Origin of the sequence: Rhodococcus sp. WB1, assembly GCF_001700945.1 — a bacterium.
Classification (GTDB): Bacteria; Actinomycetota; Actinomycetes; order Mycobacteriales; family Mycobacteriaceae; genus Rhodococcus; species Rhodococcus aetherivorans.
This window is the reverse complement of the sequence record NZ_CP015529.1, coordinates 2062788-2089412: the sequence shown is the minus strand read 5'-3', so window position 1 is coordinate 2089412 and position 26625 is coordinate 2062788. Positions and strand designations below refer to the sequence as shown.

At 72.8% G+C, this 26625-nt stretch carries 23 protein-coding genes; 10 read left to right on the top strand and 13 right to left on the bottom strand.

Features of this window, described 5'->3' with window-relative positions:
- Positions 1-19: 19 nt before the first annotated feature.
- The 9 genes from mraY to A4U64_RS09340 all read right to left on the bottom strand — a co-directional run bounded on the left by mraY (position 20) and on the right by A4U64_RS09340 (position 10473).
- Positions 20-1102 (bottom strand): phospho-N-acetylmuramoyl-pentapeptide-transferase, encoded by a 1083-nt coding sequence (gene mraY / locus A4U64_RS09380; RefSeq protein WP_003934158.1) that lies wholly within the window; start codon positions 1100-1102, stop codon positions 20-22.
- Positions 1099-2625, bottom strand: coding sequence for a UDP-N-acetylmuramoyl-tripeptide--D-alanyl-D-alanine ligase (locus A4U64_RS09375; protein WP_065922494.1), 1527 nt, complete (start codon positions 2623-2625; stop codon positions 1099-1101). The genes mraY and A4U64_RS09375 overlap by 4 nt, the downstream gene beginning before the upstream one ends.
- Positions 2622-4265 (bottom strand): UDP-N-acetylmuramoyl-L-alanyl-D-glutamate--2,6-diaminopimelate ligase, encoded by a 1644-nt coding sequence (locus A4U64_RS09370; RefSeq protein WP_196813359.1) that lies wholly within the window; start codon positions 4263-4265, stop codon positions 2622-2624. Before A4U64_RS09370 ends, A4U64_RS09375 begins: the two co-directional genes overlap by 4 nt.
- Positions 4266-4441: 176 nt before the next feature.
- Positions 4442-6355, bottom strand: coding sequence for a peptidoglycan D,D-transpeptidase FtsI family protein (locus tag A4U64_RS09365; RefSeq protein ID WP_065922493.1), 1914 nt, complete (start codon positions 6353-6355; stop codon positions 4442-4444).
- Positions 6352-7026 carry a hypothetical protein gene (locus A4U64_RS09360; protein ID WP_232334181.1) on the bottom strand — a complete coding sequence of 225 codons (675 nt, stop codon included), beginning with the start codon at positions 7024-7026 and terminating at the stop codon, positions 6352-6354. The genes A4U64_RS09365 and A4U64_RS09360 overlap by 4 nt, the downstream gene beginning before the upstream one ends.
- 165 nt (positions 7027-7191) lie before the next feature.
- Positions 7192-8202 (bottom strand): 16S rRNA (cytosine(1402)-N(4))-methyltransferase RsmH, encoded by a 1011-nt coding sequence (rsmH, locus tag A4U64_RS09355; RefSeq protein ID WP_006933391.1) that lies wholly within the window; start codon positions 8200-8202, stop codon positions 7192-7194.
- A 256-nt stretch (positions 8203-8458) separates the two neighbouring features.
- A complete protein-coding gene (gene mraZ / locus A4U64_RS09350) occupies positions 8459-8890 on the bottom strand; it encodes a division/cell wall cluster transcriptional repressor MraZ (RefSeq protein ID WP_010594381.1) in 432 nt (143 codons plus the stop codon).
- A gap of 437 nt (positions 8891-9327) precedes the next feature.
- Entirely contained in the window at positions 9328-9744 is a 417-nt protein-coding gene (locus A4U64_RS09345) for a DUF3040 domain-containing protein (RefSeq protein ID WP_006933389.1), read from the bottom strand.
- A 219-nt stretch (positions 9745-9963) separates the two neighbouring features.
- Positions 9964-10473 carry an SAV_6107 family HEPN domain-containing protein gene (locus tag A4U64_RS09340; protein ID WP_029544189.1) on the bottom strand — a complete coding sequence of 170 codons (510 nt, stop codon included), beginning with the start codon at positions 10471-10473 and terminating at the stop codon, positions 9964-9966.
- Positions 10474-10651: 178 nt separating this feature from the next.
- Between A4U64_RS09340 and A4U64_RS09335 the strand changes: the two genes are divergently transcribed.
- The 5 genes from A4U64_RS09335 to A4U64_RS09315 are packed head-to-tail and all read left to right on the top strand — an operon-like array spanning position 10652 to position 15525.
- Positions 10652-11251 (top strand): GNAT family N-acetyltransferase, encoded by a 600-nt coding sequence (locus tag A4U64_RS09335; RefSeq protein ID WP_029544191.1) that lies wholly within the window; start codon positions 10652-10654, stop codon positions 11249-11251.
- A gap of 10 nt (positions 11252-11261) precedes the next feature.
- Positions 11262-12851: a phytoene desaturase family protein gene (locus A4U64_RS09330; RefSeq protein WP_065923448.1), complete on the top strand. Its 1590-nt coding sequence runs from the start codon at positions 11262-11264 to the stop codon at positions 12849-12851.
- Entirely contained in the window at positions 12848-13651 is an 804-nt protein-coding gene (locus tag A4U64_RS09325; protein WP_006933385.1) for a carotenoid biosynthesis protein, read from the top strand. Before A4U64_RS09330 ends, A4U64_RS09325 begins: the two co-directional genes overlap by 4 nt.
- 31 nt (positions 13652-13682) lie before the next feature.
- A complete protein-coding gene (locus A4U64_RS09320) occupies positions 13683-14384 on the top strand; it encodes an LppM family (lipo)protein (protein WP_006933384.1) in 702 nt (233 codons plus the stop codon).
- A gap of 4 nt (positions 14385-14388) precedes the next feature.
- Positions 14389-15525: a glycosyltransferase family 2 protein gene (locus tag A4U64_RS09315; protein ID WP_029544195.1), complete on the top strand. Its 1137-nt coding sequence runs from the start codon at positions 14389-14391 to the stop codon at positions 15523-15525.
- 8 nt (positions 15526-15533) lie between these two features.
- Here A4U64_RS09315 and metF read toward each other — a convergent pair whose 3' ends face one another.
- Positions 15534-16502: a methylenetetrahydrofolate reductase [NAD(P)H] gene (gene metF / locus A4U64_RS09310; RefSeq protein WP_006933382.1), complete on the bottom strand. Its 969-nt coding sequence runs from the start codon at positions 16500-16502 to the stop codon at positions 15534-15536.
- Between the two features lie 181 nt (positions 16503-16683).
- Here metF and A4U64_RS09305 point away from each other — a divergent pair, with 181 nt between their 5' ends.
- The 4 genes from A4U64_RS09305 to A4U64_RS09290 all read left to right on the top strand — a co-directional run bounded on the left by A4U64_RS09305 (position 16684) and on the right by A4U64_RS09290 (position 21909).
- On the top strand, positions 16684-17757 hold the full coding sequence (locus tag A4U64_RS09305) for a polyprenyl synthetase family protein (RefSeq protein WP_232334180.1): 1074 nt from the start codon (positions 16684-16686) through the stop codon (positions 17755-17757).
- Complete coding sequence (gene crtI, locus A4U64_RS09300; RefSeq protein WP_029544201.1) at positions 17757-19289, top strand: phytoene desaturase family protein; 1533 nt, start codon at positions 17757-17759, stop codon at positions 19287-19289. Before A4U64_RS09305 ends, crtI begins: the two co-directional genes overlap by 1 nt.
- 116 nt (positions 19290-19405) lie before the next feature.
- Positions 19406-21004 (top strand): alpha-(1->6)-mannopyranosyltransferase A, encoded by a 1599-nt coding sequence (locus A4U64_RS09295; RefSeq protein WP_050035366.1) that lies wholly within the window; start codon positions 19406-19408, stop codon positions 21002-21004.
- Positions 21001-21909, top strand: coding sequence for a phytoene/squalene synthase family protein (locus A4U64_RS09290; RefSeq protein ID WP_006933373.1), 909 nt, complete (start codon positions 21001-21003; stop codon positions 21907-21909). The genes A4U64_RS09295 and A4U64_RS09290 overlap by 4 nt, the downstream gene beginning before the upstream one ends.
- Before the next feature lie 10 nt (positions 21910-21919).
- On the opposite strand, the gene A4U64_RS09285 is transcribed toward A4U64_RS09290, so the two are convergent.
- The gene (locus A4U64_RS09285; RefSeq protein ID WP_240004017.1) at positions 21920-22291 is read right to left on the bottom strand and encodes an Rv2175c family DNA-binding protein; all 372 of its coding nucleotides are present in this window, start codon (positions 22289-22291) and stop codon (positions 21920-21922) included.
- Between the two features lie 236 nt (positions 22292-22527).
- On the opposite strand from A4U64_RS09285, the gene pknB reads away from it, so the two are divergent.
- Positions 22528-24546, top strand: a complete 2019-nt coding sequence (pknB, locus tag A4U64_RS09280) for a Stk1 family PASTA domain-containing Ser/Thr kinase (protein ID WP_029544209.1) — start codon at positions 22528-22530, stop codon at positions 24544-24546.
- A 49-nt stretch (positions 24547-24595) separates the two neighbouring features.
- Here pknB and A4U64_RS09275 read toward each other — a convergent pair whose 3' ends face one another.
- Positions 24596-25981 (bottom strand): class II 3-deoxy-7-phosphoheptulonate synthase, encoded by a 1386-nt coding sequence (locus tag A4U64_RS09275; RefSeq protein WP_006933364.1) that lies wholly within the window; start codon positions 25979-25981, stop codon positions 24596-24598.
- Between the two features lie 102 nt (positions 25982-26083).
- The gene (locus tag A4U64_RS09270; protein ID WP_006933363.1) at positions 26084-26575 is read right to left on the bottom strand and encodes a polyadenylate-specific 3'-exoribonuclease AS; all 492 of its coding nucleotides are present in this window, start codon (positions 26573-26575) and stop codon (positions 26084-26086) included.
- Between the last annotated feature and the right edge of the window lie 50 nt (positions 26576-26625).

Sequence of the window (26625 nt, the reverse complement as noted above, 5' to 3'; positions counted from 1 at the left end):
CAGTTCGTCTGTCACGGTGTCAGTCCCCGATCGCCGCTAGGTATTCGCTGTAGAACAGGGCCATGCCGATGGCCGACGCGATGGCGGCGAGCAACCAGAACCGGATGATCACCGTCGTCTCCGCCCAGCCGCCGAGCTCGAAGTGGTGATGGAACGGCGCCATCCGGAACACGCGACGCCGGCTGGACCGGAACACCGCCACCTGGATGACGACGGACGCCGCCTCGGCGACGAACAGGGCGCCGATGACCACCATGAGCAGCTCGGTGCGCGTGGTGACGGACAGGCCCGCGAGCATGCCGCCGAGGGCGAGCGAGCCGGTGTCGCCCATGAAGATCTTCGCGGGGGCGGCGTTCCACCACAGGAAGCCGATGCACGCGGCGGCGCCGGCGGCGCACAGCAGCGCCAGGTCGAGCGGGTCCCGCACGTCGTAGCAGCCCTTGCCGGGGTCGGCGACGCACGAGTTGCGGTACTGCCAGAACGTGATGATCACGTAGGCGCCGAGCACGAGGCTCATCGACCCGGCGGCGAGCCCGTCGAGGCCGTCGGTGAGGTTGACCGCGTTGGACCACGCGCTGACGAGCAGGTACACGAAGAGGATGAACACCACCGCGCCCATCGAGACGGTGGCGATGTCGCGCACGTAGGACAGGTGGGTGCTGCCCGGGGTGAGTCCGTCGCCGTTGCGGAACTGCAGGGCGAGGATGCCGAACGCGACCGCGGCGACGAGCTGGCCGACCAGTTTGGCGGTCTTGTTCAGGCCCAGATTGCGCTGCTTGCGGATCTTGATGAAGTCGTCGAGGAAGCCGACGCCGCCGAGGGCGGTGGTCAGGCCCAGCACGAGCAGACCCGAGGCCGACGGTCCCTCCGCACCCTCGTAGGCCAGGCCGATCGCGTGCGCACCGAAGTATCCGGCCCACAGGCCGGCGAGGATCGCGACGCCGCCCATGGTCGGTGTGCCGCGCTTGGACTGGTGGCTCTGCGGTCCTTCGACGCGGATCTCCTGACCGAATCCCTGCCGCGAGAATGCCTTGATCAGCACCGGCGTCAGCAGGATCGACACCGCCAGTGCGATTCCCGCGGCGAAGAGGATCTGTCTCACCGTGCGGCCTCCGTTTCCGTTCCTGCCGTACCCGCCGTTCCCGCGAGGATCGCCTCCGCCACCGTCCACAACCGGACGGACTGCGAGGCCTTGACCAGTACCAGGTCGCCGGGCCGCAGCTCGCGCTCGAGGAGCTCGATCGCGGCGGCGGCGTCGGGGACGTGGCTCGCCTCGTCGCCCCAGGATCCTTCCATCACCGCACCCTGGTAGAGACCGCGGACCGGGCGGGTCGCGCCGACCGCGACGATGCGGGTGACGTCCAGGCGCACCGCGAGCCGGCCGATGGCGTCGTGCTCGACGACGGACTCGTCACCGAGTTCGCCCATCTCCCCCAGCACCGCCCAGGTCCGGCGCGGGCTGTCGCCGGCGCGGGCCATGGTCACCAGCGCCTTGAGCGCCGCCCGCATCGAGTCCGGGTTGGCGTTGTACGCGTCGTCGACGACGGTGACGCCGTCGGCACGGGTGCGCACGTCCATACGGTGCGCCGACACCGCGCCGGCACCGCCGAGCGCGGTCGCGACCTGCTCGGGCGTGGCGCCGCACTCGAGCGCGACGGCCGCGGCCGCCAGGGCGTTGCCGATGTGGTGCTCGCCGTGCACCGCGAGGGTGACCGTGGTGCGGCGCTCGGTGCCGTCGTCGCGCACGACGAGGGTGAACGTGGGACGGGCGTGCTCGTCGAGGTGGACGTCGGTGGCCCGGACCTGCGCGGCCGGGTCGCTGCCGACGAGCACCACGCGGGCGCGGGTGCGCGGTGCCATCGCGGCGACCAGGGGGTCGTCCGCGTTGAGGATCGCCACGCCGCCCTCCTCGGCGGCCGGCAGGGCCTCGACGAGCTCCCCCTTCGTCCGGGCGATGACCTCCTGGGAACCGAATTCCCCCAGGTGGGCGGTGCCGACGTTGAGCACCACCCCGATGCGGGGCGGCGCGACGGTGGCGAGGGCGGCGATGTGCCCGGGTCCGCGGGCCGACATCTCCAGCACCAGGAATCGGGTGTCGGTGGTGGCGCGCAGCGCCGTCCACGGATGCCCGAGCTCGTTGTTGAAGGAGCCGGGAGGGGCGACGACCGGGCCGAGCGGCGCGAGCACCGCGGCAAGCAGGTCCTTCGTGGAGGTCTTGCCCGCGGATCCGGTGACGCCGACGACGGTCAGCCCGGCGGCGGTGAGCTCGTCGACCACGGCGCGGGCGAGGGCACCCAGCGCGGCGAGGACGGCGGCACCCGAGCCGTCGGGGTCGTGTTCGAAGGCCAGCGAGTTGGTCTCGACCGGCGGCACCGGCGGCACCACGACGGCGGGCACACCCACCGGTCGGGCGGCGAGCACCGCGGCGGCGCCGGCGGCGATGGCGTCGGCGGCGTGGTCGTGCCCGTCGGAGCGGGCCCCCGGCAGCGCCAGGAACAGCCCGCGCGGGGTGACCTTGCGGGAGTCGAACTCGACGGTGCCCGTCACCTCGACGGCCGGGTCGTCGACGTCGTGCAGTGTCCCACCGACCACCTCCGCGATGCGGGCGAGTGTCATCGGGATCATTCGGTGCCTCCGTACTGCTCGCTACCTGCGCCGGCGAACCGGTCGATGGCCGCGGCGAGCACTTCGCGGTCGTCGAAGGGGTGCTTGACCCCGTGGATCTCCTGGCCGGTCTCGTGGCCCTTGCCTGCCACGAGGACGATGTCGCCCGGGCGTGCCCAGCGCACGGCCGCCTCGACGGCGGCGGCCCGGTCACCGATCTCGCGGATCTCCCCCCGCTGCTGTTCGGGGACGGCGCGGGCACCGGCGAGCAGCGCGGCGCGGATGACCGCCGGATCCTCGGTGCGGGGGTTGTCGTCGGTGACGACGAGCAGGTCCGCCCCACGGGCTCCGACGTCGCCCATGAGCGGACGCTTGCCGTGGTCGCGGTCGCCGCCCGCACCGACGACGACGGCGAGCCGGCCGCCGGCCGCCCGTCCGCGCAACGTCGCGATGACGGCCTCGAGCGCGGCCGGCTTGTGCGCATAGTCGACGACGGCGAGGAAACCCTGCCCGCGGTCGACCCGCTCCACCCGTCCGGGTACGTCGACGTCGGCGATGCCGGCGGCCGCGGCGTCGACGTCGACCCCGACCGCCGCGCACACCGCGACGGCGAGGGCGGCGTTGGCGACGTTGTAGTGGCCGGGCAGGCGCACCGCGACGCGCCGTGCGGTGCCGTCGGGCCCGGCGAGGGTGAACACCTGGGAGCCGGACGGCTCGGTGCGGACCGCCGTCGCCGTCCAGTCGGCGGTTCCGGTGGTGGCGACGGTGCGCACCGCCTCGGGCTCCGCAGGGTGGGCGGCCCGGGCGATCCCGGCCATCCGCACGCCCCACTCGTCGTCGATGCACACGACGGCACGGCGGGCCCGCACGGGCGAGTCCGCCGCGAACAGCCGGGCCTTCGCCCCGAAGTAGTCGTCGAGGTCGCGATGGAAGTCGAGGTGGTCCTGGGACAGGTTCGTGAAGGCACCGACCGCGAAGCGGACCCCGGCGACCCGCCCCAGGGACAGGGCGTGGCTCGAGACCTCCATCACCACGGTGTCGATGCCCTGCTCGCGCATGGCCGCGAACAGGGCGTGCAGCTGCGGGGCCTCGGGGGTGGTGAGCGCGCTGGGGACCCGCCGGCCCGCGAGGCGGGTCTCGATGGTGCCGACCAGGCCCGTGACCCGCCCGGCGGCGGCGAGCCCCGCCTCGACCAGATAGGCGCTGGTGGTCTTGCCGGAGGTGCCGGTGATGCCGACGACCTGCATGTGCTGCGACGGGTCGCCGTAGATGGCGGCGGAGACGACGCCGAGGACCGACCGCGGATCGGGGTGGACCAGCACCGGCACGGGGCGGGTGACGACGGCGGCGAGGTGCTCGCATCCGGCGGCGTCGGTGAGGACGGCGACAGCACCCCGTTCCAGGGCCTCCGCGGCGTATTCGGCGCCGTGCGCGCGGGCGCCCGGGAGTGCGGCGAACAGGTCGCCGGGCTGCACACCCTGGGCCCGCAGGTCGACGCCGGTCACGGACACCGGGATGCCCGCGGCGGAGGTCGTGGCGCCCGGTGCGACGGTGCCGACGGTGGCGCCCACGGCGGCAGCGAGGTCGCGGAGCTGCGTCACCGGTGGATGCTCGGGTCTCAGGCCGCCTCCCGGCGGGGACGGGTCCGGACTCGACGGCACAGGCACCAGGCTCCTCTCGCTCCGCGGCAGTGTCTCCTGCCGTTCCTCTACTCCCGCGGCCGCGCTGTTCCCGAGCACCGGGGCTCGACCGCGGTGTCACGGTACCGACGTGTCAGGTTACCGACGGGCGGCGGTGCCACCGACACGTGCTCGGCGATCGACCGCACCCGCGCGGCTCAGTCCACCTGCAGGATCAGCTTGCTGCCCGGGTCCGCCGACAGCGGCACGCCCTCGCGCTGCAGCAACCACGAGGCGATCGTGTGGAACAGCGGTGCGGCGGACTGCCCGCCGCTGCCGTCGGCGCTGCGGGTGGGCGCGTCGAGCATGATGCCGATCACGTAGCGGGGGCGGTCGGCGGGCGCGATCCCCGCGAAGGTGATCCAGTAGTTCGAGTTCGAGTAGCACTTGCATGCGGGGTCGACCTGCTGGGCGGTGCCGGTCTTGCCGGAGACCTGGTAGCCCTCGATCGCCGCCGGGGTGCCGGTGCCGCGCTGGTTCCCGGTGTCGTCCTGCACCACGGCGCGGAACATGTCGCGCACGGTGGCGGCGGTCTGCGGGCTGACCACCCGCACCGGGTCCGGCCGGGGTGTCTCGGTGCGGGTGCCGTCGGGTGCGACGACCGCCCGGACGACGCGCGGCGGGATTCGCTCGCCGTCGTTGGCGATGGCCTGGTAGATCCCTGCCATCTGGAGCAGCGTCATCGACAGGCCCTGCCCGATCGGCAGGTTGGCGAAGGTGCCGCCGGACCACTGCTCGCGGCTCGGCACGCTGCCGGCGGACTCGCCCGGCAGGCCCACGTCGGTGCGCTGCCCGAGGCCGAACAGGCCGAGCATCTGCGCGAACCGGTCCTCACCGACCCGTTCCGCGAGCATCAGGGTCCCCACGTTGGAGGACTTCCCGAACACACCGGTGGCGGTGTAGGGCACGACGCCGTGGTCCCACGCGTCCTTGACGGTGACGCCGGCCATGCGGATCGTGCCGGGCACCTGCAGCACCTCGTCGGGGGTGGTGAGGCCGTCCTCGATCGCGGCGGCCGCGGTGACGATCTTGTTCACCGACCCCGGCTCGAAGGGGGTGCTGACGGCGGGATTCCCGAGTTCGGCGTCCTTCGGGTTGTTGCCGATCCCGATCGACGGGTCGAACGTGCCGTCGTTGGCCATGGCGACGACCTCGCCGGTCCGGGCGTCGAGCACGACGGCGGACGCGTTCTTCGCCCCGGACAGGTCCTTGGCGCGCTGCACCTGCTGCTGCACGTAGTACTGGACGTCGGAGTCGATGGTCAGTTCCACCGCGGAACCGTCGACGGCAGGTTGCTGATCGCGCCAGCTGCCGGGGATCACCGCGCCGTCGGAGCCCCGATCGTACGTCGAGGAGCCGTCGGTGCCGGCGAGCACGGAGTCCATGGAATCTTCGAGACCGAGGAGGCCGTGCCCGTCCCAGCCCGTCGCGCCGACGAGGTTGGCGGCGAGCGAGCCGCCGGGATACAGCCGGATGTCCTGACGCTCGAGACCGACCTTGTCGTACTCGTCGACGAGCGAGGTCGCCACGGCCGGATCGACGCCGCGCGCCAGATAGACGAAGGTCTCGTCGCTGCGCAGCTTGTCGAGGATCTCGTCCTCGGGGGCGGCCGCTCCGAGCGCCTCGTGGATCGCCTTCGCGAGACCCTCCAGATACGCGTCGGTCTCCGGCTGCGTCGGGTCCGCGGCGCGCGCCTCGTCCAGCTCTCGCCGGACGCGGACGGGCTGGAAGGTGAGCGCCTTCGCCTCCATCGTGTAGGCCAGCGGACTGCCGTTCCGGTCGGCGATGGTGCCGCGGGTGGCGGGCTCGACGAGCCGCGTCGTGCGCTGGCTGGCCGACTCGGCGGTCAGCTGCGGCGCCTGGACGACCTGAACCCACAGCAGTTGCACGGCCGCGACCCCGAGGGCCAGGAACATGACTGCGCGCCCGTACCGGTAGCGGAACCGGAACCCGGTGGTGTCCGCTCCGCCGGAGGCCTTGCGCGGGCGGGTGCGCCGGGCGGGCGCCGGCCGGCGGGAAGGAGCAGGGCGGCCGCGGACCGGCCGGGAAGACGGTGGGGTCCCTCGCCTCACCGGCGCCCGTCCTCGGCGTGCGTCGCAGGGGTCACGGGCACCAATTGTTCCGGCTGACCGGGCGCGGCCCCGGCATTGCCGGGCGACGGCGTGGCGTCCGGGGGTGCCGAGGCGGGCTCCCCGGCCGGTACCGCCGCAGTAGCCCCGGCCGGTACCGCCGCAGCCCCGGGCGGCACCGCCGCCGCAGCGGACGGCGCGGCGCCCGGGGTCGTCGCGGTGGGGGCCTCACCCGCGGCGCCGGCCGACGGCGCGGCGGCCCGGTCGGTGCCGGCGGACGGGGTCAGCGGCCGCGGGTTCTCGCTCCCCGCGCTACCCGCGAGCGGCGGAAGCTGGGCCCGGGTCCGGTCATCGGCCGCCGGGGGGTTCAGCGGCGCGGCCGGTGCCCCCTCGGCGGGGGCCGGGGTTCCCACCACGCGCACACCGCCGTCGTCGCCGACGACCAGGCGCGCGACCTCGCCGGTGGGGATCATGCCGAGCTTTGCAGCCTGCATCGCCAGCACCGGCGCCGAGTTGCCGGTTTCGACGTCGCGCTGCAGCACGGCGCGCTCCTGGATCAGGCGCTGGTTGTAGTCGCGTGCGGCGCTGAGCTGGTAGGAGTCCTCCGCGGCGCGCGTGGTCAGCAGCAGGGTTACGGCCATGCCGATGCCGAGGAGACCGATGATGGTGGCCACGAACGGAATTCGCGCCGCCACACTACCGCCGCGGCGAGCCGGTGCGGGAGTCGCCGTGTCCGGGGTCAGGTGCGCCGTGCGACGGCTGCGCCGCTGATACGCCCGCTGCGCAGCCGTGGATCGAGCCGGACGGCGAGCAGGTGCTGCCACCTGTACGGTCATCGGTTACCTCCTGGCGATTCGTTCCGCGGCACGCAGGCGCACGGGCGCCGAACGCGGATTGGCCTCGATCTCCTGCTCCGTCGCCCGTTCCGCCCCGCGGGTGAGCATCCGCAATTCGGGCCCGGTACCCGGAAGTTCCACCGGGAGCCCCTCCGGGCTCTTCGACTTCGTCAGCGGGGTGAGAATCTGCTTGACCACGCGGTCCTCGAGGGACTGGTACGACATGAACACCACCCGTCCCCCGACGGCGAGAGCGTCCAGGGCGTCCGGGATCGCGGCGCGCAGCGAGTCGAGTTCCCCGTTGACCTCGACCCGCAGCGCCTGGAACGTGCGCTTGGCGGGATGGCCGCCGGTGCGGCGGGACGCGGCCGGAATCGCCCGGTACAGCAACTCCACCAGCTCCCCGCTCGTGCGCAGCGGCGTCTTCGCCCGCTGCCGCACGATCTCCGAGGCGATCTTCCCGGCGAACCGCTCCTCCCCGTAGGTGCTGAGTATGCGGGCGAGGTCGCCGTGGCTGTAGGTGTTGAGCACGTCGGCCGCGGTGACGCCCGTGGTGGGGTCCATGCGCATGTCCAGGGGTGCGTCGCGGGAGTAGGCGAAGCCGCGCTCGGCCTCGTCGAGCTGCATCGAGGACACGCCGAGGTCGAACAGGATCGCATGCACGGAGCCGACCCGATCCAGCCCGCACGAGGCGAGGGCGTCGGCGATGCCGTCGTAGCGGGTGTGCACGAACTGCGTGCGGTCGGCGAACGGCGCGAGCCGCCGGCGGGCGACGGCGAGGGCCTCGGGGTCGCGATCGAGCCCGATCAGGCGCACACCCGGATAGGTCCGCAGGAAGTGCTCGGAGTGTCCGCCGAGACCGAGGGTGGCGTCCACATAGATCGCGCCCGGGCCGGCGGCATCAATGGCGGGGCCGAGCAGTTCGTCGGCGCGGCCGAGCAGAACGGGGATGTGACCGAAGCTCTCCGGACTCCCGGCCTCCGGAACTGCCGCCGCGTCCTGACCCTCCGCCATTCTTCCTCCGGTTGTCCTGCTCGGTTCGTGGGCGATCGGATCGTGGCTTCGGTCGGGGGGTTCGCAGTCACGCCTCCGGATACGACCGCGGCGAATGCATCGAGGTCTCTGTCCGAACTGGAAACCTGGCGTTGGGGAAGTACGTCAGGGTTCCGTTTCACGAACCTGGCACTGGGGAAGTGTGTCAGGGTCGCTGTCGGGCAGAGGCCTCGCGGCACTCGCCGCGGTGGCACTGCGGTCGCTGCTGCGGTTCCGGTCACAGAATGTCGTGCAGGGCCTCGTCTCTCGCTTCCGAAAACTCTTCCTCGTGCTCGGCGAGGTATTGCTCCCACGCCGCCGCGTCCCAGATCTCCAGGTGTTTGACGGCACCGATCACGACGCAGTCCTTCGTGAGCCCCGCGTACTTGCGGTGGGCGGCGGACAGGGTGATCCGGCCCTGCGCATCGGGACGCTGCTCGTCGGTTCCCGCCGCCAGACTCCGGAGGAACGCCCGGGCCTGCGGATTGCTCCGCGAGGCCGCGGCGGCGCGCTCGGCCAGGGCGGCGAACTCGTCGCGCGGAAAGACGGAAAGGCTGTGGTCCTGACCCTTCGTGATCATCAACCCTCCCGCCAGTTCGTCTCGGTACTTCGCGGGCAGCGTGAGCCGCCCCTTGTCGTCCAGCTTGGGTGTGTGGGTACCGAGGAACACTCGACACCCCCCGCCACGCCCCGGCCGGACCCTGCCTACTACCCGACGGAGGAACCCCTCCGCCGCGACCCACACTACCCCACTTTCCCCCACGTTCAACCGCTTACGCGCCCGCGCGCGGCGCCGTTTTTCGACTGTGCGCAGTTCACGGCGGGTGGGGCGGAGTGGGCGACGACGCACGGCGCGGGCAGCGTCGCGACGCGCGGACCGAGACGCGGGCGCGGGACAGCGAACCCGGACGCAGGAAACACGCTGGTCGGCTCCGTCGCCTCCGCTGCGCGCCGGTCCCGGGAGCCGGAGTGGGCGGAAGTGGGGTACGAACGTGGGGGACGGTGGGGCGCCCGGCGCCGCGGCCGCCGCTCGTCCGGGAACGACGAACGGCGCGTCCCGTGGCGGGACGCGCCGTTCGTGAGAACTCGCGTGGAAGTACTGTCGCGCTACTCCTGCTCGAAACGCCGGCGGAAGCGGTCCTCCATCCTCTTGCTGAACCCTCCACCGGACTTGCGGCCGCCGCGGGACCTACCATCCCCGGCACCGCGGCTTGCCCCGCGGGGACCGTCACCGACGCCTGGACCGCGCTTGCCTCCGAGGAGGAGCAGGACCCCCGCGCCGAACATGACGATGAATCCGACGAGACTGATGATCGGGAACCCACCCGGCTTCACCGGGAGGGCGACGCCCGCGATCAACAACGCCAAACCCAGTGCGAACAACGCGCCGGCCTGGAGCCGACGCCGACTGGACGCCATCCCCATCCGGCTTCCCCGGACGGTAGAGGCGAACTTGGGATCCTCAGCATAGAGCGCGCTCTCGATCTGTTCGAGCATGCGCTGCTCGTGCTCGGAGAGTGGCACGGTACCTCCCCCGGCACTAAAACGGTGGCCGCCGGATCTGCGGTCCAGATCGACGGGGGGCCGACTTTGACGGCCGCCTGGCTCAATAATACGAGTACATCCCGGCGGGGACCACCAACTGGGGATTCGAGTTCGATCACGGTTCCGAAGGTCCTGCGTATGACGGACCGACGACCCTGGCCCGGGCCGTCGAACGACCCGGGCTGCCCCCTGCACCGATCATGCGCTGCGCCGGTCGTCCCCCGACCTCGAATTCCCGGACGCCGACGGGTCGTCCGCGCCCGTCAGGTAGTCCTCCACCTCGTGGAGAAAGCGGCCCACCTCGTCGTAGAAGCGGCTCGCCTCGTCGGCGGGCACGGAACGCGTGACCCCCGCCTCGATCGCCGCGCGGGTGTCCGAACGATCGGCGAAGAAGTCCGCCCAGGCGGCGAACTCCGGCTCCGCGCGGGCCATGAGCACCCAGGCGTTGCGGGTGCGGGGACGCCGCGCCGGCCGCACCGCCCGCAACTCGGCGCCCGCGAGCACGGCGCCGGCACCGCGCAGGGCGGCGAGATAGGCCAGGTGGAATCGCTCGGACGGTTCCGGAGTGCCGGCGGCCGCCGAGAGCAGCTCGTCGGCACGGTCGAGCAATGTCGCGGCGCGCGACGACACCGGGCGGGCGGCGCAGTCCGATCGGCCGACGGCCCGCGGGCCGGTCGCACCCGACTGTGCGGTTCGTGACGTGACCATCACTCCGAACACCTCCTGCACCCCGCCGGGGCACCGGCCGGGTCACGGCCCCGGCGATCCGGCGATGTTCGCTTCCCTCGAACATCGCCGGATCCCCGGTATCGAACATCCGTTCGACGTATTCAATATAGCTGCACCTACCGACACGTCGTCAAGGGAAGGCGGTCCAGTCCCCGTCATGAGTACGGATGCGACCCCGCGGGGCGCGGCGCCGATCCTCGTCGATCTGTCCGCTGCCGAGTTCCGCGCGCGACTGCCCGAGGTGCTGCCCATCTACGTGGCCGCCATGCGATACCCGCGCGGCACCGAGTACCACCGCGCGCCCATGTGGTCCGAGCACTCCGCCCGGCCGGGATGGAAAGCTGTCGCGGCGGCACTGCCGGACGAACCGTCGAGGCTCGTCGCGATCGCCTACGGCTATCGCGGGTCGCCGCACCAGTGGTGGAATCAGCAGGTGCGGACCGGGATGCGCCACGCCGGCTACCCCCCGGAGACGATCGACGCCGTCCTCGGCGACTACTTCGAGCTGACCGAACTGCACGTGCGGCCGGACGCCCAGGGTCACCGCATCGGGGAGGCGCTCCTGCGCCGGTTGCTGAGCGACCGCCCCGAGCGCACGGTCCTGCTGTCCACTCCCGAGATCGCCGGCGAGGACAACCGGGCCTGGCGGCTGTACCGGCGATTCGGGTTCCGCGACGTCGTCCGGCAGTTCCGGTTCACCGGGGACGCCCGCCCCTTCGCCGTCCTGGGACGGGACCTTCCGCTCGAAGGTCCGTAGCGTGGGCGGGGTGATCGATGCCGTCGTCGTGGGTTCCGGGCACAACGCCCTGGTGAGCGCGTGCTATCTGGCCCGTGCCGGCTGGTCGGTGGAGGTGCTCGAGAAGGACACCGTGCTCGGCGGCGCCGTGTCGACCGTGGAACGCTTCCCGGGCCACGCCGTCGACCGCGGCTCGTCGGCCCACGTCATGATCCGGCACACCGGCATCGTCGAGGAACTCGAGCTCGCCGCCCACGGCCTGCGCTACGTCGACTGCGACCCGTGGGCGTTCGCGCCCGCCCCCGTGGGCAGCGACCGTCCGGGCATCGTCTTCCATCGTGATCTCGACCGCACCTGCCGATCCGTCGAGGCCGCATGCGGAGCGCGCGAGGCCGACGCCTACCGCCGCTTCGTGACGGTGTGGGGTCCGCGCAGCGCCCGGGTGATGCGCTCGTTCTCGGTGCCGCCGACCGGCCGGCACCTGCTGTCGTCCTTCTGGGGCCTCGACACCGGCAGTGGCGGCAGCGACCTCTCCCGGCAGTTCCTCACCACCGGCGACGCCCTGCTCGACGAGTACTTCGACGACGAGCCGCTCAAGGCCGCCCTCGCCTGGTTCGGTGCCCAGTCCGGCCCCCCGATGTCCGAACCCGGCACCGCCCCCATGGTCGGCTTCGCCGCGCTGATGCACACGCTGCCGCCCGGCCGCGCCGTCGGCGGAAGCGGCGCGCTGACCCGGGCCCTGGCCGCCCGCCTCGCGGTCGACGGCGGCGTCGTCACCCTCGGCGATGCCGCCGCCGAGATCCGCCGGGCCGGGGACGGCTGGGCGGTACGTACCGACTCGGGACGCACCGTCACCGCGCGCACCGTGATCGCCGGCTGCCACGTGCTGACCACGTTCGATCTGCTCGAACGCGGCGGATTCGACCGCGCCCGCCTGAACGCATGGCGGCGCCGGATCCGCGTCGGCCCCGGCATCGGCATGGTGCTGCGCCTGGCGACCGACGCGCTGCCGCGGTACCCCAGCGGTCCCGCCGACGAGTCCGACGCCGTGCGGGGCCTGCAACTGCTCGTCGAGGACCGCGCCCGGCTCCGGCTCGCGCACGGCGCGGCACTGGCGGGGGAACTACCGCCGCGGCCGGCCGTGCTGGCCATGAGTTTCACGGCGATCGATCCGTCGATCGCACCGCCCGGCGAACACCAGGTGACCCTGTGGTCGCAGTGGCACCCGTACCGGCTCTCCGGTGGCCGGCGGTGGCCCGCACTGGCCGAGTCGGAGGCGGATCGGATCGTCGCCGAGATAGAGCGCTTCGCCCCCGGCTTCGCCGGTTCCGTCCGGCACCGGCACATCCAGACCCCGCACGAGATCGAACGCGAACTGGGCCTGATCGGCGGCAACGTCATGCATGTGGAGATGTCGCTGGACCAGATGTTCATGTGGCGGCCGCTGCCGGAGCTGTCCGGGCACCGGGTGCCGGGTGCCGACGGGCTCTATCTGACCGGCGCGTCCACCCATCCCGGGGGCGGGGTCTCCGGCGCGAGCGGGCGCAATGCCGCGCAGCGCGCGCTCGCCGACGCCGGGGGTGGCCCCCTGCGCCGGGTGCTGGGGCGGTGGCGGCGATGAATCGCCTGCCCGCCGTTCTCGCCGGCGGCGCGATCGCCGCGCAGATCGCCTATCCGCTGACCACCGGCCAGGCCCGCGACGTCGTCACCGTCGCGGTGGTCACCCTCCTCGCGGCCGCCGGGCTCGCGCACGCTGCGGCGCGGCGCGGCCTCGCCTGGACCGCCGGGTTCTTCGTGATCACGGCGGGTGTCGGCTTCGCCTCCGAGGTCGTGGGGACCGCCACCGGATACCCGTACGGCTGCTACGCGTACGCCACCGACCGGCTGGGTCCCGCCCTGTTCGACGTGCCCCTCGTGGTGCCGCTCGCCTGGACCGCGGGGATGTACCCGGTCTGGTACGTGGCCTCGCTGCTCGCCCGCGGCGGGATGCCGTGGCCGGGCGGGAACCGCGAGCGGGTGACCCGTATCGCGCTCACCACGGTGGGGATGGTCGGCTGGGACCTGTACCTCGACCCGCAGATGGTGTCCGACGGACAGTGGAGCTGGTGCAACGGCGGCGGCCTGCCGGGCATCGAGCAGATCCCACTCACCAATTATCTCGGCTGGGTCCTCGTCGCCACGCTGATGGCGGTGGGGCTGGACCTGCTCGACCGGACCGGCCGGGTACACCCGGGCAACGACACCGTGCCGCTGGTGCTGTTCCTGTGGACGTGGCTCGGGTCTGCGCTCGCCCACGGCGTGCTCCTGAGCGCCCCGGAGCTGCGGTACTCGGCCGTCTACGGCTTCGCGGTCATGAGCGTGCTCGGCGTCCCGCTGCTGTGGTCGCTGCGGCGACGCGCCGGGGCAGGGGCTCGCGTCTGACACGTCCCCGCGCTCCTGGCACGATGGCGCTGTGCGCCTGCCCACCTCGCCCCGCTCCCGCCGACGGACCCTCTCGGCGGCGCTCCTGCTCCTGCTCGTCCCCGTGCTCGCCGGCTGCCTGCGGGTGCAGGCGACGATGGGGGTCTCGGCCGACGACCGCGTCTCCGGCCAGATCGTCGCCGCGACCATTCCCGCCGACGAGAACGACAAGGGACCGCAGCTGGTGGCCCCGGACTCGCTCGCCGACCGGGTCCGCGTGCAGGAGTACGACCAGGACGGGTACGTCGGCAGCCAGGTGTTCTTCAGCGATCTGAGCTTCGGCGACGTCCAACAGCTCGGGTCGATGTCCGACCAGACCTCGGGCACCTTCCAGCTCGCGCTGCAGCGCGCCGGAGACCTGGTGAGCGTCAACGGCAAGGTCGATCTCGAGTCGGTGCCCGTGCAGGGCACCGACGTCCAGATCACGATCGCGTTCCCGGCGCGGGTGGCCACGACCAACGGCACCCGTGAATCCGACTCGATCGTCACGTGGAAGCTGCCGGCCGGTGAGGTGAGCACGTTGCGCGCCGAGGTCCGCTACGCCGACCCGAACACCCGGGGATTCGCCGGCTGGGCGGGTATCGTCGCCGGCGTCACGACAGGCGTCGCCGCGATCATCGGGGTCCTCGCCTGGATGAACCGCAACCCCGCTCCCCCGCGGCAGCGCACACGCGGCGACGCGACGGCGTCCTAGGGCGATGCGGGCGCTGGTCGGGGTCGTCCGCGCCGGGGCGGCCGCCGCGACGCTGGGAGCTGCCGTCGCCGTCGTCAATCGCCTCACCCTGCCCCGGCTCGTCCCGGGTGGTGTGGTCGACGAAGCGGTGACCGTGATCGTTCCGGCCCGCAACGAGGCCCGGCGCCTGCCGGATCTCGTCGCGGATCTGCGGGCCCAGCGGGGTCTGCGCCGGCTACGGGTGGTGATCTTCGACGACGACTCGGCCGACGGCACCGCCGAGGCGGCCCGGCTGGCGGCCGGGGACGATCCCCACGTCACGGTGATCCGCTCGACCGCGCCGCCGCCGCCCGGCTGGACGGGCAAGGCCGCGGCGTGCGCCCGCGCGTACGCGGCCACCGATCCGTCCGGCGTGGTCGTCTTCGTCGACGCGGACGTGCGGTTGGAGCCGGGCGCGGTGGCGGCAGCGGTGACGCTGCTGCGGGACCGGCGGGCCGACCTGCTCACCCCGTGGCCCTTCCAGCGGGCCGGCTCCGCCGCCGAACAGCTCGTGCAGCCGCTGCTGTTCTGGTCCTGGTTCGCGACGCTGCCGGTCGCGGTGTCCCACCGCTCGCGCCGGCCGTCGACCGCGGTCTCGTGCGGCCAGTTCCTGGTGTTCGACGCGCCGGCGTATGCCGCTGTCGGCGGGCACGTCGCGGTCGCGTCCAGTCCCACCGAGGACCTCGACCTCGCCCGGGCACTGCGCCGGGCCGGCCGGCGCACGATGGTGGCTGCGGCCGGCGACGTCGCGTCCTGCCGGATGTACGAGGGCGCTGCGCCGCTGCGGGCCGGGTACACGCGCTGGCTGTGGTCGGCGTTCGGCCCGCCCGCCGGATCCGCTGCGGTGCTCGTCGCCGCGGCGGCGACCTACGTGCTGCCTCCCGCGGCGGCTCTCCTCGGCCGCGGACCGGTCCGCGGCTGGGGGGTGGTCGGCACCGCCGCGGCGGTCGTCTCCCGGACCCTGGCCCGTGCGACCGAACGCGGCGGTGAGCCCGGCCCGTCCGACGTGGCGGCCGCACTCACCCACCCGTTCGCGGTGTGCGGGTTCGCGGCGCTGACGATCGACTCGCTCCGCGCGCGCCGCGCCGGCCGGCTCGGCTGGAAGGACAGGCCGCTGCCCTGACCGCTCGATCAGACCGCCGTCGGCACCGCGATGCCCAGGCGGGCCAGCACCTCGCGGGTGGCCCGGGCGAAATTCAGGGTGATGAAGTGCAGGCAGGGCGCACCCTCGGCGATGAGCCGCTCGGCCATCTCGGTGGCGACGTCGATGCCCACCTCGCGCACGGCGGCGCGATCCTCCTCCGGGCCGTTCCCGGCGGCCCGGACGAGGCGCTCCTCGAGCGCGGCCGGCAGCCTCGACCCGGAGAGTTCGAGGCTGCGCCGCGCGGTACGCAGCGACGTGATCGGCATGATCTCCGGAATGATCGGCTTGGCGCCCTGCTCCGGGTCGTAGGCCACGACCCGGTCCCGCAGCCGCAGATAGTCCTCGACGTCGAAGAACATCTGGGTGATCGAGTACTCGGCGCCGGCGCGCAGCTTGTGGACCAGGTACCGCGTGTCGTGCTCGAGGTCCGGGGAGCGGTGGTGCCCCTCGGGGAACGACGCCACCCCGACGTGGAAGTCACCGAGGTCGCGGACCAGCCGAACGAGTTCCTCGGCGTACTCGAGGCCCTCCGGATGCCTGGTCCATTCTCCCAGCGGGTTGCCCGGCGGGTCGCCGCGCAACGCCAGGATGTTGGTGATGCCGCGATCGGCGTATGCGCCGACCATGGCGCGCAGTTCGTCGATGCTGTGCCCGACGGCGGTCAGGTGCGCCACCGGCAGGAGCGTGGTTTCCTGCGCCAGCTGACCGGTGACCCGGACGGTGCGGTCGCGGGTGGAACCGCCCGCTCCGTACGTCATCGACACGAAGGCCGGGCCGAGGCGCTCGAACTCGCGCACGGCGCGCCACAGGCGCGCCTCCGCGTCGGCGTCGCGCGGCGGGGAGAACTCCACCGAGAACGGGATCCGTGCGCCTCGGGGCGCACGGAATCGGTCCACCACCGACGGCGTACGGGATTCTCCGCCGCCGTCCGGCCCGCTGTCGGAATCGAAAGTCACCCGACCAGCATAGGGGCACGTCGGAGCGGGCCGAACCGGGGCAAGCCCCTCGACCGCCGGATAGGGTGGGCTCGGGTGTGCCCAGCGCCTTTCGGGCTCGATCCGTGGCCGCACCCACCGTCGCCCGACGGGCCCGTCCACACACGACCAGGAGGACGCCCTGTTCACCGGATCCGAACCCGTGCCCGCCGCCTTGTTCCCCGATCTCGTCGAGGGCGCCCTGCGCGACTTCTTCGTCTCCCGGATCGAACTCGTGGAGCCGATCGGCGGCGGCTACCCCGAGGCCGTCACGGCACTCGAATCGTTCGTGCTGCGAGGCGGCAAGCGGGTACGCCCGGCGTTCGCGTGGAACGGCTGGCTCGGGGCCGGCGGCGACCCGTCGGGGCTCGACGCGCCCGCGGTGCTGCGGGTCTGCTCCGCACTCGAACTGGTACAGGCCTGCGCCCTGGTGCACGACGACATCATCGACGCGTCCACCACCCGGCGCGGCTTCCCGACCGTGCACGTCGAGTTCGCCGACCGGCACCGCGCGTCGGGCTGGCGCGGCCGGCCCGAGCAGTTCGGTGCCGCCGTGGCCATCCTCCTCGGCGATCTCGCTCTGGCCTGGGCCGACGACATGGTCCGGGAGGCGGGACTGGAGCCGGCCGCGACCGCGCGGATCGCACCGGTGTGGTCGGCGATGCGCACGGAGGTCCTCGGCGGGCAGTTCCTCGACATCGCCGGAGAGGTGTCGGCCGACGAGTCCGTCCCCGCGGCGATGCGGGTCAACCGGTACAAGACCGCCGCGTACACGATCGAACGGCCGCTGCACCTCGGCGCGGCCCTCGCCGGGGCCGACGACGCGCTGATCACCGCCTACCGGGAATTCGGCACCGACATCGGGCTCGCCTTCCAGCTTCGCGACGATCTGCTCGGGGTGTTCGGGGATCCGGAGGTCACCGGCAAGCCGTCCGGCGACGACCTGCGCTCGGGCAAGCGAACGGTGCTGTATGCGCTGGCCCTGGAATCCGCCGACGCCCGTGACCCCGGCGCCGCGCGGTTGCTGCGCGAGAGTATCGGCTCGGACCTGTCCGACGCGGACGTGGAGAGGCTGCGGACGGTCATCATCGAGCTCGGGGCCGTGGAGCGGGTGGAACGCCGCATCGCCGCGCTCACCGACACCGCGCTGGCGACCCTCGACGCCTCGGGCGCGACGGACGAAGGCAAAGCCCGCCTGCGGGCGGCGGCGCTCCACGCGACGCGGCGGGCCGCGTGATGCGCACCGTGACCGGCGCGGAGCGGGTCGTCGTCGTCGGGGCCGGACTGGCCGGGCTCTCGACCGCGCTGTACCTGCTCGGTGCGGGCCGCAAGGTGACCGTCCTCGAGCGCGAGGCGACCGTCGGCGGGCGGGTGGGTGTGCACGCCGGGCCCGGATACGAGATCGACAACGGGGCCACGGTGCTCACCATGCCGGAGCTCATCGCGGACGCCCTGGCGGCGGTCGGCGCGGACTTCGAGTCCGTCACCCCGGCGGTGCGGCTGCGACGGCTCGCCCCCGCGTACCACGCCCGGTTCGCCGACGGCACGACCCTGGACGTGCACACCGATCCGGACGCGATGGTCGCCGAGGTCACCCGGGTGTGCGGCGCCGAGGAAGCGCAGCGCTACCTGCGGCTGCGCTCCTGGCTCGCCGAGATCTTCGACGCCGAATTCGACCGGTTCATGGCCGCGAACTTCGACTCCCCCCTCGACCTGGTCGCCTCCCCCGCGGCGGCGCGCGACCTGGCGACGTTGCTCCGCCTGGGCGGGTTCGGCCGGCTCGGGGCGCAGGTGAACCGCCGGATCACCGACCCGCGGCTGCGCCGGGTGTTCACCTTCCAGGCGCTGTACGCGGGCGTCGCGCCCGCGCGGGCCCTGGCGGTGTACGGCGCCATCGCCCACATGGACACCTCCCTCGGTGTGTACGCGGTGGAGGGCGGCATGCGGGTGCTGGCCCGCGCCATGGCCGACGCGATCGTCGCCGCCGGCGGCGACCTGCGCCTCGGCACCGAGGTCACGGGCCTCGACTTCGACGGCCGGACGGCCACCGCCGTCCGCACCGCCTCGGGCGAACGCGTCCCGTGCGACGCCGTGGTGCTGAGCCCGGATCTTCCCGTCGTGGACACGCTGCTGCCCCCACGCCGGCGACGACGCGTGCTCGCGTCGCCGTCGGCCGTGGTGCTGCACGGAAGCGTGCCGTCCGCCGTCGCCGCGCAGTGGCCCGCCACGCACCACCACACCATCGACTTCGGTGCGTCGTGGGAGGAGACGTTCGCCGAGATCAGCGCGGGCCGGGGCCGCGGCCGGCTGATGAGCGACCCCTCGCTGCTGATCACCCGGCCGGCGCTGAGCGACCCGGGTCAGAGGTTCCTCCGCGACGGCGTGTCGCACGAGCCGCTGTCGGTGCTCGCGCCCTGCCCCAATCTGGACAGCGCCCCGTACGACTGGTCCGCTCTGGCCGACCCCTACGCGGCAGAGCTCCTCACCGTCCTCGGCCGGCGTGGATACGGCGCCGTCGCCGACGAGTTCCGCATCGACCACATCGACACCCCGGCCACTTGGCAGGCCAGGGGCATGCTTGCGGGCAGCCCGTTCTCCGGGGCACACGTCTTCCGGCAGACCGGACCCTTCCGGCGACGGAACCTGGATCCGCGCCACCCCAACGTCGTGCTCGCGGGATCCGGAACCGTGCCGGGCGTGGGCGTGCCGACGGTCGTGCTGTCGGGCCGGCTCGCCGCCGAGCGGCTCGGCGTCCGCGCCGCGCGGTGAGCGGTGGACCGCCGGCGGCCGCGGCTGAACTAAACTGTCACCTCGTTCACCTGTCCGCCCGCGCCGCGCCCGGGCCCCGCACCGTCCACGACTTCCCGGGGGAGGAACTCGCAACCATGTCGTCCCCTGCCCCTTCCGACGCTGCACCACAGCATCCGTCGAAACCGCAGCCTCCGTCGGAATCGCAGCCGCCCGCCTCGCCGCCCGTGCGGAGCAGACCCGGCGACTTCCTGCGAAGCCCGGCCGGCAACGCCGGCCTGCTGGGTGCGCTCGGCGCCGCATTCGTCACGTTCGGTGGCTTCGGTGCGGGCAGCGTCCGGCGGGAGGACCCGCTGCTCGAGGACCTGTACCTGTCCTGGTTGCGGTTCGGGCACGGCCTGCTGCTCTCGACGATCCTGATCTGGGCCGGCGTCCTGTTGATGATCGCCGCCTGGGTGCGGCTGGGCCGGAGCACCCTCGCCGGGCACGTGACGCTGCGCGAGCTGTGGACGGTGCTGCCCATGTGGGTGGCGCCGCTGCTGGTGGCCTCGCCGATGTTCAGCCGCGACGCCTACTCCTATCTCGCCCAGGGGGCGATGCTCCGCGACGGCTTCGACCCCTACCTCGACGGTCCGGTCGTCAACCCGGGCGTCCTGCTGGACAACGTGAGCAACGTGTGGAAGACGACCACCACCCCGTACGGTCCGGTGCATCTGCTGCTCGGTGCCGGCATCACGTCGCTGACGGGGGACGACGTCGTCACCGGCACCTGGTTGCTGCGACTGACGATGCTGCCGGGACTGGTGCTCACCGCGTGGGCGGTGCCGAAGCTGGCGCGCCGGCTCGGCGGCAACCCCCGCATCGCCCTCTGGCTGGCAGTGCTCAACCCGCTGATCCTGATTCATCTCATCGGCGGTGTCCACAACGAGATGCTGATGGTCGGTTTCATGATCGCCGGCATCGTGCTCGTGCTGGAGGGCCGGCACGTCGGCGGCATCGCACTCGTGTCCGTCGGTGCGGCCGTCAAGGCGTCGGCGGGCATCGCCCTGCCGTTCCTGGTGTGGATCTGGATTCTGCACGAACGTGACCGCGCCCGGGCGCAGGGCCGCGAACCGGCCGCTCCGATCGTGCTGTTCGTGAAGACCGCAGGCGCGGGGCTGCTGGTGTTCGCGGCCGTGTTCGGAGCGGCTTCGGCGCTCGCAGGCGTCGGTATCGGCTGGCTGACGGCCCTGTCCGGCTCCTCGAAGATCATCAACTGGCTGTCGCTGCCGACGATCATGGCGCACGCGGTCACGTGGTTCACGCCCTGGCAGCTGGGGTCCATCCTCGACGTCACCCGCATGCTCTGCGCCGTGGCCCTGGGGGTGATCATGGTGGTGACGTGGTGGCGGTTCCGGCACACCGAGCGCGACGCCGTGCTCGGGATCGTGATCACGCTGACCGCGATCACGGTGCTCTCGCCGGCCGCCCTGCCGTGGTACTACTCGTGGCCGCTCGCGGTGGCCGCGGGCTTCGCCCTGTCGACGACCACGTTGGCAGTGCTCGTAGGCCTGTCCAGCTGGCTGATGTTGATCTTCAATCCCGACGGCTCGATCGGCATGTACAACCTTGCCCACGTGATCCTGGCGATCGTCATCTCGGTGATCGCCGCCGTGTCGCTTCGCACCGTCGACCCGCTGCGGCTGCGCGCGCGGCGCGAGCCGCCGATCACCGCCGTCTCCCTGGATCCGAGGTGACCGTGACCGAGACCGACGCGGGATTCCGCTACTGCGAGGAGCTGGCGGCCACGCACGGCCGGACGTACTACCTCGCCACCCGCCTCCTGCCCCGCCCGCGACGGTCGGCGGTCCACGCCCTCTACGGGTTCGCCCGCCTCGTCGACGACATCGTCGACGTGACCGCGGTCGACGACCCGGCCGGCGCGGCGCTGCAGGTGACCGCGACGGAGCGCCGGCTGCACGCCGCGCTCGCCGGTGATCCCGGACCGGCGGACGCCACCGGGTTGGTGGTCGGGGCGCTGGCCGAGACGATCCGGCGCTACGACCTGCCGCTGGACTACTTCGAGGCGTTCGTCCGGTCGATGCGCATGGACATTCCCGGCACGCCCGAGTTCCGGGCCCGCTACGACGACATGCCGCAACTGCGGGAGTACATGTACGGCTCCGCGGCGGTCATCGGGCTGCAGTTGCTGCCGGTGTTCGACGTGGCCGACATCGACGCCGCCGCACCCTACGCCGCGGCGCTCGGGGAAGCCTTCCAGCTCACGAACTTCATCCGCGACGTGGGTGAGGACCTCGACCGGGGGCGCACCTACCTGCCGGCCGACACCTGGGCCGCGTTCGGGGTGGACGTCGCACTGCTCGAGCACGGCCGACGCACCGGCGGGAGCCCAGATCCGCGGGTGCGCCGGGCCCTGGCCCACTTCGTGGCGCTGACGCGCGCGGAGTACCGCCGCGCCGAGCCCGGTCTGGCGCTGCTGCCGGACCGGATCCGGCCCGGCATCCGCACCGCCTTCGAGCTGTACGGAGGAATCCTCGACGAGGTCGAGCGCAGCGGGTACCGCGTCCTCGACGTGCGCGCCGTGGTCCCCACGCGGCGCCGTGCGCGGGTCGCGCTGACACAGCTGGCCCGCCTGCGCTGAGCCGCCGGAGTCAGAAACCGAGCGCCTGCGCCCGGCGCATGACCTCCCGCCTCGCGTGGGTGTGCATCGCCGCCGCCGGGGAGCCGCCCGCGAGCGTGTCGTCCTCCCGGAACATCCAGTTCAGGATCTCGTCGTCCCGGAATCCCCCGTCGTGCAGCACCGCGATGAGACCGGGGATGCCCGTGAGGATCCGACCGTCGTCGTCGAAGAACGCCGCCGGCACGGCCAGCACGCCGTCCCGCTTGATCGCCAGCAGCTGGCGGTCGCGCAGCAGCTGGTGGACCCGGGTGATCACCAGGCCGAGCTGCTTCGCCACGTCGACCAGTTGCAGCACGGGTACGGAGCGGTCGAGGACGTCTTCGCTGTAAGGGATAGCACTCACGCCGCTAACGTTATCGGGTTCGCGGCGGCTGCCACGACGGGCCGTCGGGTGATCACCGCGGCGAGCCGCGCACGTGTCACCGCGGCGAGCCGCGCAGTGTCACCGCGGCGAGCCGCGCACGTGTAACCGGGTGGTTCGTGCGCTGGCTACGATCGACAGAGGCGCACCCGACGGCCCGACCCGTCGCACGCCGCACCTACGCAGGAATCGACGGCATGAACACGGGGGTACACCGGGTGAGCTCTGGAGGCGACCGCCTGATCGGCACGGTGCTCGAACGGCGCTACCGCATCGAGGCACCGATCGCCCGTGGCGGCATGTCCACCGTGTACCGCGGCACGGACCTGCGGCTCGACCGTCCGGTAGCCGTGAAGGTCATGGATCCGCAGTTCGCGGCCGATCCTCAGTTCCTTGCGCGGTTCGAGTTCGAGGCGCGGTCGGTGGCCCGGTTGACCCATCCGGGTCTGGTGGCGGTGTACGACCAGGGGCAGGACGGGGACCATGTCTTCCTGGTGATGGAACTCGTCGAGGGCGGCACGCTGCGCGAACTGCTGCGCGAACGGGGCCCGATGCCACCACACGCGGCGGCCGCCGTCGCGGCGCCGGTGCTGGGGGCACTGGCGGTGGCGCACCGCGCCGGCCTGGTGCACCGCGACGTCAAGCCGGAGAATGTGCTGATCTCCGACGCCGGGGAGGTGAAGATCGCCGACTTCGGGCTCGTGCGCGCGGTCGCCGCGGCGACGACGACGTCGCGCAGCGTCATCCTGGGTACCGCCGCCTATCTGTCGCCGGAGCAGGTGACCACGGGCACCGCCGACGCGCGCAGCGACGTGTACGCGACCGGGATCCTGCTGTTCGAGATGCTCACCGGGCGCACCCCGTTCACCGGCGACACGTCGCTCTCGGTGGCCTATCAGCGGGTCGACAGGGATGTCCCGGACCCCGGTTCCCTCATCGACGGGGTCCCGGAGCAGTTCGACGAACTGGTCCGGCACGCCACCGAGCGGGAGCCGGGTGAGCGGTTCCCGGACGCCGCGGCGATGGCCGCTGCGCTGAGCGAGGTCTGCGACGTCCTGGCGCTGCCCCGCTACCGGGTGCCCGCACCGCGACGGTCCGCGCAGCATCTTTCGGCCGTCGCGGAACCGGCGACGGCCGCGGTGGATCCTGCGCCGCCGACGGTGGCGGTACGCGCCGCGGCCCCACCCTCGCGGCCGCTGCCCCCGCCCGCGATGCCGCCCGGACCGGCGGCCCAGCTCGCCCCCGTGGGCCCGCAGCACACGAAGGTCGTGACCCAGCAGCACCCGCGTGCCGAGTTGTCGGGGCCGCAGGCCGAGCCTGCCCGGGTCCCGGTCGCCGATTTCGCCGCCGAGCGCCGACGTAACCGGCGGACGACGCTGCTGTGGCTGCTGGCGATCCTGGTGCTGGCCCTGGCCGTCGGTTTCGGCGGATGGTGGCTCGGGTCCGGACGGATGACCACCGTGCCCAGCGTGCTCGGAGCCGATCGGGACACCGCGCTCGCGGCGCTGCAGGCGGCCGAGGTGACTCCCGAGGTGCAGGGCGAGTACTCCGACGACGCCTCGGTCGACACCGTGCTCGGTACCGACCCGGAGGCGGGCAGCCGGGTCGCCCGGGGTGACGAGGTGGTGCTGCTCGTCTCGCTGGGCCGGCCGACCGTGCCCACCATCGTCGGGGGCGGCGACCGCGACGTGGTGGAGCAGGAACTGCGCAACCGGACCCTCGTCCCCGTGGACGGCGGCACCGCCTACAGCACGGCCGTCGAGGAGGGCGGGGTCGCGGCCCTCGATCCGGCGCCCGGCACGGTCCTGCCGGTGGGAGCGGAAGTCAAGGTGATCGTCAGCAAGGGATCACCGCCGGTGGATGTGCCCGACGTCGCGGGCCGCACGGTCGACGAGGCCCGGCGGGCCCTGGACACGGTCGGCCTCACGGTGCGCGAGACGCGGGAGGTGTTCGACGCGGAGGTCGACGCGGGACGGGTGGCGGGCACCGACCCGGCGGTCGGGAACCGGGTCAACGCCGGCGGCAGCGTCACGCTGCTGGTGTCGAACGCGGTGAAGGTGCCCTCGCTGCTGGGCCGCACGGTCGCCGCGGCACGCGACGAGCTCGGCCGGCTGGGGCTGGACGTGGAGGTGCGCCAGTTCGCGGGCTCCGACCGTTCGGTGGTGATCGGTCAGAGCCCGGGCGCGGGCGACCGGGTCGAGCCGGGCGGCACGGTGACTCTCACCGCACTGCCCTGAGGCCCCTGACGACCCGGAAGGCCCCGGGACCCGGCCGCTCCGCGGAGGGTCAGCCGCGGAGCATCTCCGCGACCAAGAACGCCAGCTCGAGCGACTGCTGGGTGTTCAGGCGCGGGTCGCACGCGGTCTCGTAACGGCCGTGCAGGTCGATGTCGGAGATGTCCTGTGCGCCGCCGAGGCATTCCGTGACGTTCTCACCGGTGAGTTCGATGTGGATGCCGCCGGGATGGGTGCCCAGGGCGTTGTGCACCTCGAAGAAGCCCTGCACCTCGTCGACGATCCGGTCGAAGTGCCGGGTCTTGTACCCCGTGGACGCCTCGTGGGTATTGCCGTGCATCGGGTCGCACTGCCAGATGACCTGGTGACCGGTCGCCTGCACCTTGGCGATGATCGGGGGCAGCAGATCGCGCACCTTCGCGTGCCCCATCCGGGAGATGAGGGTCAGCCGGCCCGGCTTGTTGGTGGGATCGAGCCGCTCGACGTACTCGGCCGCCATCTCGGGTGTGGTGCTGGGGCCGATCTTCAGGCCGATCGGGTTGGCCAGCAGCTCGGCGAAGGCGATGTGGGCGCCGTCGAGCTGGCGGGTGCGGTCACCGATCCACAGGAAGTGCGCCGACAGGTCGTAGAGCCGGGGGTGCCCGTCGGTGTTGTCGAGCCGGAGCATGGCCCGCTCGTAGTCGAGGACCAGCGCCTCGTGGCTGGCGTAGATGGTGGCGGCCTTCAGGTTGGGATCGACGACGCCGCACGCGTCCATGAAGCGCAGGCCGCGGTCGATCTCGGAGGCGAGGGCCTCGTACCGCGCGCCGGCCGGGGAGGATGCGACGAACTCCCGGTTCCAGTCGTGCACCCGGTGCAGGTCCGCCTCGCCGGCGGCGGTGATGGCCCGGACCAGGTTCATCGCGGCGCTGGCGTTGGCGTAGGCGCGGATCAGCCGGGACGGGTCGTGCGCACGCACGGCGGAATCGGCGACCAGCGAGTTGATCATGTCGCCCCGGTACGACTGCAGCCCGAGCGCGTCGATGTCCGACGACCGCGGCTTGGCGTACTGTCCGGCAATCCGCGCGACCTTCACGACCGGCAGCGACGCGCCGTAGGTCAGCACGACGGCCATCTGCAGCAGCGTGCGGATGTTGGCCTTGATGTGCGGCTCGGTGTTGTCGGCGAAGGTCTCGGCGCAGTCACCGCCCTGGAGCAGGAAGGCCTCACCCCGCGCGACCGCGGCGAGGTGGTTCTGTAGGTCCTCGACCTCGCGGGCCACGGTGATCGGCGGCACGCTCTCGAGCACGGTACGCATCGCCGACGCCTGGTCCTCGGGCCAGCTCGGCTGCTGCAGGGCGGGCTTGGCCAGGGCCGCGTCCAGCCTTTCGCGCAGCTCGGCGGGGAGCGGCGGAAGGGTCGGCAAGCGGTCGATCGGCACATCGACAGTCCAGTTCACACCACCAGGATATGGCCCCGGCGCGACGAGGGACACGCACCCCCGGGTGGGTCGATGCCACACCCCGTCCCGCCGGCCCGCCCGGCGGCCGCGGCACCCGGTTCAGCGGTACAGCCGCGCGGCCTCGATCGCCTCGAACTTGGCGAGGTTGTGGCGGGCATCGGCGAGGGCGTCGTGGTTGTCGTCCGGCACCGGCGGCAGGGGGGGCTTGCCGTGCTGCTCCCAGTGCTGGCGCAGCTCGCGGGTGAATTTGGGCAGCGCGTCGGGCAGTTCCGGCATGGTTCCCCAGAGCTGGACGAGCGCGACGTGGTCGTAGGCCCCGAGCCAGGCCCACAGCTCGGGCTGGATGCCCGGCCGCGGGATCAGGAAGGACATCAGGTCGTCGCGGATGCGGGTCCGGGACTTCCAGGCGGGATGCGCCGGGGGCGGCAGCTTCGGCAGTACGTGCCGCCGCACCCAGGGCCCGGCCCGCTCGGGGTCGAACTCCGTCGACACCGCATAGAATTCGCGCCCGTCCTCGCAGGCGACACCGATCGACACGAGCTCGATGGTGCGACCATCCTCGATGAACTCGCAGTCGTAGAAGTAACGCACGTGCGCACATTATGCCCGGCCGCGGCCGGGCGGGTGTCGCCGGTATCCGG

Coding starts and splice junctions, on each gene's coding strand:
- A4U64_RS09295 (WP_050035366.1), top strand. CDS start 19,406: ATGTCGTCCCCTGCCCCTTCCGACGCTGCACCACAGCATCCGTCGAAA.
- A4U64_RS09325 (WP_006933385.1), top strand. CDS start 12,848: ATGAATCGCCTGCCCGCCGTTCTCGCCGGCGGCGCGATCGCCGCGCAG.
- A4U64_RS09315 (WP_029544195.1), top strand. CDS start 14,389: ATGCGGGCGCTGGTCGGGGTCGTCCGCGCCGGGGCGGCCGCCGCGACG.
- A4U64_RS09335 (WP_029544191.1), top strand. CDS start 10,652: ATGAGTACGGATGCGACCCCGCGGGGCGCGGCGCCGATCCTCGTCGAT.
- A4U64_RS09375 (WP_065922494.1), bottom strand. CDS start 2,625: ATGATCCCGATGACACTCGCCCGCATCGCGGAGGTGGTCGGTGGGACA.
- A4U64_RS09340 (WP_029544189.1), bottom strand. CDS start 10,473: ATGGTCACGTCACGAACCGCACAGTCGGGTGCGACCGGCCCGCGGGCC.
- rsmH (WP_006933391.1), bottom strand. CDS start 8,202: ATGGCGGAGGGTCAGGACGCGGCGGCAGTTCCGGAGGCCGGGAGTCCG.
- crtI (WP_029544201.1), top strand. CDS start 17,757: ATGCGCACCGTGACCGGCGCGGAGCGGGTCGTCGTCGTCGGGGCCGGA.